Origin of the sequence: Mesorhizobium sp. M1A.F.Ca.IN.020.03.2.1, assembly GCF_004023205.1 — a bacterium.
Lineage (GTDB): Bacteria > Pseudomonadota > Alphaproteobacteria > Rhizobiales > Rhizobiaceae > Mesorhizobium.
Genome location: NZ_RZSV01000221.1, coordinates 1 through 9,028 on the forward strand (window position 1 = coordinate 1; position 9,028 = coordinate 9,028).

Here is a 9,028-nt window from a genome sequence, read left to right on the forward strand (position 1 = left end):
AGAAACAGGCCGCTGACGGCAATGCCCTGGAATCCCACTACAGCGGTGAAATCCAGAAGAAACTTGCGCGCGCCAACCGTCGCGTTTCGAAATCGATCCAGGCCAAGGCTCGCAACAACGCCAGGGTGGTTTTCGTCGTCGCGGCCGACGGCAGCGTCAGCGACCTGCAGCTCACTGAAAGTTCAGGGTCCGCCGAGCTCGATCAGTTCGCTTTGACGCTGGTGCGCAAGCAAGCCCCGTTCCCTCCCATTCCACCCGAGACCGGCAAATCAAGTTGGGTGTTCAAGGCGCGGATCGGCCCTTTTTAAAGCCTCCGCCACCCTAAACGTCAGAATTCGTCCTTTCGAAAGGAAGCCAATGTACATCGCCATGAACCGCTTCAAGGTCCAGAACGGCTCGGAGAGGCTTTCGAGAACATCTGGACGAGCCGCGATTCCAGCCTCTCCGACATGAAAGGCTTTAAGGAATTCCACCTGCTGCGCGGCCCGGTCAACGAGACCGAGGGCTATACAGAACTTCCGCGCCGCCCATCGCAACGCCGGCACCGCCAAGGTGCATTATCTTGGCCACCCCCAGTTCGAAGGGTTTTCGGTCGTCGAGGGCGCCTGACCGCCGCTAACGCGGCGGCCTTCCCGCACCTGATTAGGCCGCAGCAAGCAGGCTGGCATTGCCGCCGGCCGCCGTCGTGTCAACGCAGACCGCGCGCTCATGCGCATAAGCCGCCGGATTAAGCACCTCGCTGATCAGCGGCACGATCGGCCCGGCGCGCTCGGCAACCACCTTGCGCACGATGCGCGCCGCTTCCGGCGTGCCGGAGAAGGCAACCACGTCGACGCGCAGCGAGCGCGCTTCGACCGGGTCCGGCCGACCGTCGATCGCCGCCAGTGGCAGGCCCTTGCCGGTCAGCGCCGACAGCGCCGCCGGCGCGCCTGGCGCCACTGCCAGAACGGCATTGCCAGCGGCTAAAGCCTGGATTGTCTGCGCAAGCAGCGTCTCGGCATCCGGCCCGAGGCAGAGCACCCGTCCGCGCGGCGCCAGCGACAGCGTGTTGGCCTCGCCGGTCGGGCCCGGCAGGTCGACCTGCCCGAAATCGAGGCCCCCTGCGGCGGCGATGGCCGCAGCCCCCTTGCCGCGCAGATGCTTTCTCAGAATCGCCACGCGATCGGGTCGCGTCGACCAACCGCCAAGCGTCGGGTCCGGCAGATTGTCCGCGAGTTCCGTCGCCGTCACCTTGTGGCCGTCGCCGACTTCCGTTCCGGCTTGCGGGCCCTCGCGGAAGCGGCGCAGATAATGTGGCCCGCCGGCCTTCGGCCCGGTGCCGGACAGACCCTCGCCGCCGAAGGGCTGCGAGCCGACGACGGCGCCGATCTGGTTTCGGTTGACATAGATGTTGCCGGCATGGATGCCGTCGACGAAATGCTGGACGCGGCCCTCGATGCGGGTGTGCAGGCCGAAGGTCAGGCCGTAGCCCTTGCGGTTGATGCCGGCAATCACCGCGTCGATGTCGTCGGCGTCGAAGGTGGCGACATGCAGCACCGGACCGAACACTTCGCGCTCCATCTCCTCGATGCCTTTGACCCGAAAGACATGCGGCGCGACGAAGCGGCCGGCAGCCGGCGCTTCGAGCTTGGCGATGAGGCGCCCCTCCAGCCCCTTTTTCTTGCAGTAGTCGCCGATCGAGGCCTGCGCCTCATCGTCGATGACCGGGCCGACATCGGTCGAGATCAGCCACGGATCGCCGACATTGAGGGCTTCCATCGCGCCCTTCAGCATGGCCAGCATCTTCTTCTCGACATCCTTCTGCACGTAGAGCACGCGCAGCGCCGAGCAGCGCTGCCCGGCGCTCTGGAAGGCGGAGGCGAGGATGTCGCGCACCGCCTGCTCGGGAAGCGCCGTGGAATCGACGATCATGGCGTTCAGCCCACCCGTCTCGGCAATCAGCATGGCATCGGGCGCCGCCGTTTCGGCCAGCTGTTTTTCGATCAGCTTGGCGACCTCGGTCGAGCCGGTAAAGCAGACACCTGCGATGCGCGGGTCGGCGGTGAGCGGCGCTCCGACCGACGCACCGTCACCCGGCAGGAGCTGGATGATATCCTCCGGCACGCCGGCCTCGCGCAGCATCTCGACGGCGCGGAAGGCGATCAGCGGCGTCTGCTCGGCGGGCTTCGCGATCACCGAATTGCCGGTGACGAGCGCCGCCGCGATCTGGCCGGTGAAGATGGCCAGCGGGAAATTCCACGGCGAGATGCAGACGATCGCGCCACGGGCTTCAGTGCCCGCTTCGGCATTCGCCGCCTCGGCCGCATAGTAACGCAGGAAATCGACCGCCTCGCGCACTTCGGCGATGCCGTCGGCCAAAGACTTGCCGGCCTCTCGAGTGGCCAAAGCGAAGAACTCGGCGGCATTGGCCTCGTAGAGGTCGGCGGCGCGGTTGAGGATCGCGGCGCGCTCGGCAACCGGGCGTTTTGCCCAGGCCGGCTGCGCCTCCACAGCGATGCGAACGGCCGTCGCGACCTGCTTGGCCGCCGCCTCATGCACGGTGCCGACGACCTCATCGGGCTTGGCCGGGTTGACGATCTGGCGCGGCTTGCCGTAGCCGGCGGCGCGCGTGATCGGCTTGGCATGCCAGCGATCCGCTCCCGCGAATTCCGCCCGCGCCCTGTCGATGGCTGCAAGAGTCACCGCATCACTGATGTCGAACCCTTTTGAATTGCGCCGGTGGGCGCCGAAGATCGCGGCGGGCCGCGCGATCGCCGGATTGGCGGCGGGGCCTTGTTTCTCTACAGCCTCCAGCGGGTCGCGGGCGATTTCTTCCGGCTCGACCTCCTCGTCAGTCAACTGGTGGACGAAAGAGGAGTTGGCGCCGTTTTCCAAGAGCCGCCGCACCAGATAGGCGAGCAGGTCGGAATGCGCACCGACCGGCGCGTAGATGCGGCAGCGCGTCCTTTCGGCCTTGCGCACCGTCTCGTGCAGCGATTCGCCCATACCGTGCAGACGCTGGAATTCGAAGGAGTCGCGATCCTTCGCCATCGACAGGATGGCAGCCACCGTGTGCGCGTTGTGGCTGGCGAATTGCGGATAGATGCGGTCGGTCATCGACAGCAGTTTTCGCGCGCAGGCCACATACGAGACGTCGGTGTTGGTCTTGCGGGTGAAGACCGGATAGCCGGCAAGCCCAAGCGTCTGTGCCCGCTTGATCTCGGTGTCCCAATAGGCGCCCTTCACCAGCCGCACCATGATCTTGCGGTCGTATTTTTTGGCAAGCGCATAGAGCCAGTCGATGACGAAGGCCGCGCGCGGGCCATAGGCCTGGACGACGACGCCGAAACCATCCCAGCCGGCAAGCTCCGGTTCGGCGAGCACGCGTTCGATGACGTCGAGCGACAAATCGAGCCGGTCGGCCTCTTCGGCATCGATGTTGAGGCCCATGCGCGAATGCCGCGCGGCAAGCGCCAGCGACAACAACCGCTCGGCCATTACCGGCAGCATCTTCTCCTTCTGCGCCACCTCATAGCGTGGATGCAGTGCCGAAAGCTTGACCGAAATGCCGTGGTTGTAGCGAATGTCCGGGCCATTGGACCCCGCGTCGAGCGAGGAAATCGCATCCGCATAGGCGCGGTGATAGCGCAACGCATCAGCCTCGGTGCGGGCCGCCTCACCCAGCATGTCGAAGGAATAGAGATAGCCCTTCTGCGTCATCGGACGGCCGCGCTTGACCGCCTCGGCGATGGTGCGGCCGAGCACGAACTGCTCGCCCATTTCGCGCATCGCCGCCGCCACGGCCTTGCGGATGACCGGCTCGCCGAGCCTGCGCACCATGGCGCGCAGCGTGCCTTCGATGCCGCCCTCGCCTTCATCGAGCACGCGGCCGGTCAGCATCAGCGCCCAGGTCGAGGCGTTGACGAAAATGGAACTCGAGCTGCCCGAATGCGCCGACCAGTCGTGCGGCGCGATCTTGTCGGCGATGAGATCGTCCATCGTCTCGGCATCGGGAACGCGCAGCAGCGCCTCGGCGAGACACATCAGCGCCACGCCTTCCTTGGTCGACAGGCCATAGGCCGAAAGAAAAACCTCCATCAGCCGAGGGTCGGTCGAGCCGCGCACCGCGCGCACCAGATCGGCCGCACGCGCCGAGATCGCCTTGCGCTCTTCCGCCGAAAGCCCGGCAGCCGCGGACAGTCGCCTCACCGCCTCGTCTTCGTCGGGCAAATAGTTGGCGCGGATCTGCTGGCGGATGGCATCGAGCGGCATGTCGGATCCATGAGAGCAAGCGTTAGCGAGCAGGTCTGGCGGTCGCCGGACCGATTGGCGCAAGCTAGCACAGCTGGGAGCCCAGGTCGGTCCAAAGAAATCGACGAGACAGTCCATTCGAGCTATCATATAGGCTTAGCTCCCGCCATTTTGACCGTAAGACCGATGAGCGAAGACCAATTGGACCGCATTGACCGCAACATCCTGGCCGCGCTCGGGCGCGACGGCCGGCTTTCAATGTCCGAGCTGGCTTTGAAGGTCGGGCTGTCGAAGACCCCGGTGCAGGCCCGTGTGAAGCGTCTTGAGAAGGAGGGCTACATCAGAGGCTATCGCGCGATTATCGACCGGGAGCGCATGGGCGAAGGACATGTCGCCTTCGTCCAGGTGAAGCTGTCGGATACGCGCTCGGCGGCGCTCGACGCGTTCAACCGCGCGGTGCAGGGCGTGCCGGAGATCGAGCAGTGCCATATGATGGCGTCGAGCTTCGACTATCTCCTGAAGGTCCGCACCACCGATATCGCCGCCTACCGCCGCGTGCTCGGCGAGCGCATTTCGGCCCTTCCCCACGTGGCACAGACTTCCACCTTCGTGGCGATGGAAACGGTGAAGGATCGCTAGCGCAATTCCAGGAAAGATGCGCAGCCGTTTTCCGTCCGGAATCGCGCAAAATTAAGACTCTACTCCGACAGAGTCTTCAGAAACGCCACCAGAGCGGCGCGCTCGCGATCGGAGAGCTCGAGCGGGTGGATCTCCGAAACGCCTTCAACGCTGGACGCCGCTTTCGAATAATGCGCCACCACCTCGTCGAGGGTCGAGAACTGCCCGGCATGCATGTAGGGCGCACGCGTAGCTGCCCCCCTGAGCGACGGCGTCTTGTAGGCGCGCACGAGTTGCTGCCCGTCCTTCACCATGAAGCGCAATTCGCGGCAGGCGCTTTCATCGCCGTCGCGGAACTCGCCGAAGCAGTTGAACGGGTCCGCCTGCACTTGAGCCACGGCATCGACCCGGCCGCGGTCGGGCGGCAGATCTTTGACCGGCGGCACGCCGGTGTTGTGGAACGAACTGTCGGTGAAGCGCGGCGCGTTATGGCAGGTCACGCAATTGGCCTTGCCGATGAACAGCTTCAGCCCGAGGATCTCTTCCGGCGAGAAGGCAGCATCGCCTTGCGGCTTGGTGCCGGTCGCGAGGTCGATCGCGAAGCGGTCGAAACGCGTTTGCCCAGGTTCGATCGAGCGCTCGAAGGCCGCGATTGCCTTGCCGATATTGGCAAAGACGCGGTTGACGTCTTCGGCCTGCCTGGCGGGCATGGCGTTCCATGCCGCCTTTTCGGCCTCGGTGCCGAGCGGGCTGGCATTGGCCGGCACGGTGGAAAGATCGGGCAGCGGCCCGAAAATGCGCTCATAGCGCTCGCCGAACCGGTCCTTGATGTAATGCGCGAAGGCCGCGCGGTTGCCGGCCTGCTCCAGCGGGTTTTCGAGCGGCGTCAGCGCTTGCGCCCATAAACTGTCGCGACGTCCGTCCCAGAAGAACCAAGGATCGCGCGCCACGCCGGCCAGCGGCATGGTTCGGCGATTGACGCCGACCGCCCGCGGCAGGTCGTCCTGGAACTGACGGTCGATCTTGTGGCAGGTCGAGCAGGACACCGTGCCGTCGCGGCTCATGCCGACATCGAAGAACAGCGTCGATCCGAGCGCCGCAGCGGCCGGCACATCGGCATACTGGTTCGTCATGTCCGCTTTGAGCGCCGGCAGCGTGTTCAACGCCAGCGAGGCGATGGCCTTCTTCTCGGCGTCGCTGAACTCGGGCTCGCCGCAACCGCCAAGCCAAGCGAGCGCAGCCAGAGCGGACAGGTTTGCGAGGCGGAGAAGACGCTTCATCGGCCGCTCACAACACGATGTTGAAGACGACGGAATCGGAACCCGCCGCCGCCGAGATCGCGAAGCGCAATTGCCACCAGCCGGTCATGGTGAATTTCACGCCGTCGATGCGGTAGCGTCCCGCCCCCATATAGTCGGTCGCCTGCGGGCTGGTCGGCAGGCCGTGATTGTGCTGCGGCATGCCGCCGGAAACGGTGATCGCGGCCCCCTCCACCGGAGCGCCGGCGGAGGTCTTCAGCGTCAGCAGCCAGGATTGCAGCTCGCCCTGCCGGATGACGCCGCGCTCCGGCTCGAAGCTCGCAACGAACAGGCCGCTCGCCGTCTTTTTCGAACGCGACGTATCGGGGCCCGGTGCCGAATGCGGCGCCGTCAGGTAGACGACAGTCAGAATGCCGACCAGCAGGGCAGCAAGACCGAGACCCGCAAGAATGTAACGCCATATCGATGCCAAACCGGCTCCTCTTCGGCTGATAACGTCACGGGCTGCGCGCAGCATCCCTCCCGCCTGTGGGAAATCGCTTCTGGCGCAAAAATCGGCCTGCGCCAAGCATGGCGCTGCTGGCTGCAAAAAGCTACAGCACCAAAGCTTTAGGAGGACAAGTCATATGGAAGCCAATGGTGTCGCGTCGATCGGCGAATGCATGCTCGAACTGTCGGGCCAGGCAGGACCGAACTGGCGTATGGGCTTTGCCGGCGACACCTTCAATACGCTATGGGCGCTGCATGCGCTCAGCCCCGGCCGGCCCGCGACCTATGTCTCGGCCTTCGGCGACGACCCTTTTTCCCGCGATCAGATCGCGTTCTTAGCCCAGAACGGCATCGGTATCGGCAGCAGCCCGGTCATTGCCGGCGCAAGACCGGGCCTTTACGCCATCACGCTCACTGGAGCCGAGCGCGCCTTCACTTACTGGCGAAGCGATGCTGCCGCGCGCCAGCTTGCCTCCGATGCAGCGGCACTGGCGAAAAGTCTTGAAAACCAGGCGCTTGTCTATTTTTCCGGAATCACTTTGGCAATTCTGGATGATGCCGCGCGCAAAACCCTGCTTTCGGCCGTCGCGACAGCACGCGCGGCGGGTTCGCTGGTCGCCTTTGACCCGAATTACCGTCCCCGGCTGTGGCCGAGCCGTGAAACCGCTGAGGCTGCGATCTTGGAAGCGCTCGCCGTCGCGGATATCGCATTGCCCACTTTTCCGGATGAGCAGATGCTGTTTGGCGATGAGGCGCCGGAAACAACTGCCAGGCGTCTCGGAGGAGTGGTCGGCGAGGTTGTCGTTAAGAACGGCGAGCAGCCGGCATTGATTGCCGTGGACGGCGCCTCGGAAACAATCGAGGCAGTGCATGTCGCCTCGCCTGTCGATACCACCGGCGCCGGCGATTCCTTCAACGGCGGCTATCTCGCCGCCCGGCTTGCCGGTCACGCCCCAGTCGACGCGGTTCGGCGTGCGCATCGGGTGGCTGCGGCCGTCGTACAGGTGCGCGGCGCGCTCGCGCCGTTCGAGATTCTAAGAACAGCCTTTGGGATCTAGTTAGGGAGCCGGAACCTGTATTCCGTCACCTGATGGTAGATCTGGCCCGGCCAAAGCGTGGCCTGTGGGAAATAGGGCCGGTTCGGCGCGTCGGGCCAGGTCTGAGCTTCGAGGCAGAAGCCTGAAAAGGCTTTGTAGCCGCGCCCGTCCAGCCCAGGGGAGGACGGCGCGACATACTGGCCGACATAGAGCTGCAGGCCGGGCTCGGTGGTCCAGACTTCCATTTCGACGCCGGAACTGGCGCCCTGCACCCAGGCTGCCTGGTGCAGCGGTCCACGGCTGGAGGCGAGGCAGTAATTCAGATCGTAGGGAAGCTGCTCGCCTTCCGATTCCATGCGCAGCGGCCGCGCCTGGCGGAAGTCATAGGGCGTGCCGTCGACGGGCTTCACCGCGCCGGTCGGGATCATCTCTGCGTCGACGGGCGTATAAGCGCCGGCATTGAGCATCAGCCGGTGGTCGAGAATGTCGCCCGCGCCCCCGTCGTCGAGATTGAAGTAGGAGTGCTGCGCAAGATTACAGAGCGTCGGCTCCTCGCATGTGGCGGTCAGTTCCATGCTGAGCGTGCCGGGGATCTTCAGCCGGTAGGTGCAGGTGACGTCCAGCGCGCCTGGAAAGCCCATCGTGCCATCGGGATCGTGCAGTGTCAGCGTCACGAAATCGCGCCCGTGCAGCGAGACCGACCATGGCCGGTGGAAATAGCCCTCCGAGCCGCCATGCAGCGTGTGTTTCCCTAGAAAATTGCGCTCGGTCTGGTAGCGCTTGCCGGCGATGGTGAAGCGGCCGTCGCGAATGCGATTGGCGAAGCGGCCGACGACGGCGCCGAAATAGGCGCGGTCGGTCTCATAGGGCTCGAACTGGTCGTAGCCCATCACCAGCGGCGCATCATGGCCGGCGAGCCGCAGATCCTGGATGATCGCGCCAAGCCCGATGATGTTGGCCGTGAGACCACCGCCACGGATGGTGAAGCGGCGAACGGCCTCGCCCGCCTGCGTCGTGCCGAAGACCTCGCCGTCCTTCATCGCTGTGCCCGAAAATGTCAGTTCATTGATCTGTGGACTACGCCGGCCATCTCCGGCAAGGGCAGGCCTGATGCCTGCCCCGCCAGTCGAGCGGTGTCAGAGGCCGAGGCCACCGAGGCAGACATATTTGGTGTCGAGATAGTCCTCGATGCCCTGATGTCCGCCTTCCTTGCCGAGGCCCGATTCCTTGACGCCGCCGAACGGCGCCTCGGGCGTGGTGATCAGGCCTTCATTGACGCCGACCATGCCGTATTTCAGCCCTTCCATGACGCGGAAGGCGCGGCCGAGATCGCCGGTGTAGAAATAGCAGGCGAGGCCGAACTCGGTGTCGTTGGCCAATGCGATCGCTTCTTCC

Annotated in this window: 8 protein-coding genes and 1 pseudogene; 4 read left to right on the forward strand and 5 right to left on the reverse strand. The window is 65.0% G+C overall.

Annotated features, from left to right (window positions below; all coding sequences use genetic code 11):
• A partial coding sequence (locus EOA79_RS25840) for an energy transducer TonB (RefSeq protein WP_164893948.1) occupies positions 1–308 on the forward strand: 308 nt, incomplete at its 5' end.
• A 49-nt stretch (positions 309–357) separates the two neighbouring features.
• A pseudogene (locus tag EOA79_RS25845) lies at positions 358–609 on the forward strand (antibiotic biosynthesis monooxygenase).
• Between the two features lie 33 nt (positions 610–642).
• Here the strand turns inward: EOA79_RS25845 and putA are convergent.
• Positions 643–4,251 carry a bifunctional proline dehydrogenase/L-glutamate gamma-semialdehyde dehydrogenase PutA gene (gene putA / locus EOA79_RS25850; protein WP_095825642.1) on the reverse strand — a complete coding sequence of 1,203 codons (3,609 nt, stop codon included), beginning with the start codon at positions 4,249–4,251 and terminating at the stop codon, positions 643–645.
• Positions 4,252–4,416: 165 nt separating this feature from the next.
• On the opposite strand from putA, the gene EOA79_RS25855 reads away from it, so the two are divergent.
• Positions 4,417–4,869 (forward strand): Lrp/AsnC ligand binding domain-containing protein, encoded by a 453-nt coding sequence (locus EOA79_RS25855; protein WP_095778463.1) that lies wholly within the window; start codon positions 4,417–4,419, stop codon positions 4,867–4,869.
• Positions 4,870–4,928: 59 nt separating this feature from the next.
• Here EOA79_RS25855 and EOA79_RS25860 read toward each other — a convergent pair whose 3' ends face one another.
• Entirely contained in the window at positions 4,929–6,128 is a 1,200-nt protein-coding gene (locus EOA79_RS25860) for a cytochrome c peroxidase (RefSeq protein WP_128293421.1), read from the reverse strand.
• Between the two features lie 7 nt (positions 6,129–6,135).
• Positions 6,136–6,579 (reverse strand): FixH family protein, encoded by a 444-nt coding sequence (locus EOA79_RS25865; protein WP_067329635.1) that lies wholly within the window; start codon positions 6,577–6,579, stop codon positions 6,136–6,138.
• Positions 6,580–6,733: 154 nt separating this feature from the next.
• On the opposite strand from EOA79_RS25865, the gene EOA79_RS25870 reads away from it, so the two are divergent.
• Positions 6,734–7,654 (forward strand): sugar kinase, encoded by a 921-nt coding sequence (locus EOA79_RS25870; RefSeq protein ID WP_095825644.1) that lies wholly within the window; start codon positions 6,734–6,736, stop codon positions 7,652–7,654.
• On the opposite strand, the gene EOA79_RS25875 is transcribed toward EOA79_RS25870, so the two are convergent.
• On the reverse strand, positions 7,651–8,673 hold the full coding sequence (locus EOA79_RS25875; RefSeq protein WP_095825645.1) for an aldose epimerase family protein: 1,023 nt from the start codon (positions 8,671–8,673) through the stop codon (positions 7,651–7,653). The two genes, EOA79_RS25870 and EOA79_RS25875, sit on opposite strands and share 4 nt — an antisense overlap.
• 96 nt (positions 8,674–8,769) lie before the next feature.
• The coding region (locus EOA79_RS25880; RefSeq protein WP_128293422.1) for an aldehyde dehydrogenase family protein at positions 8,770–9,028 on the reverse strand (259 nt) is incomplete at its 5' end.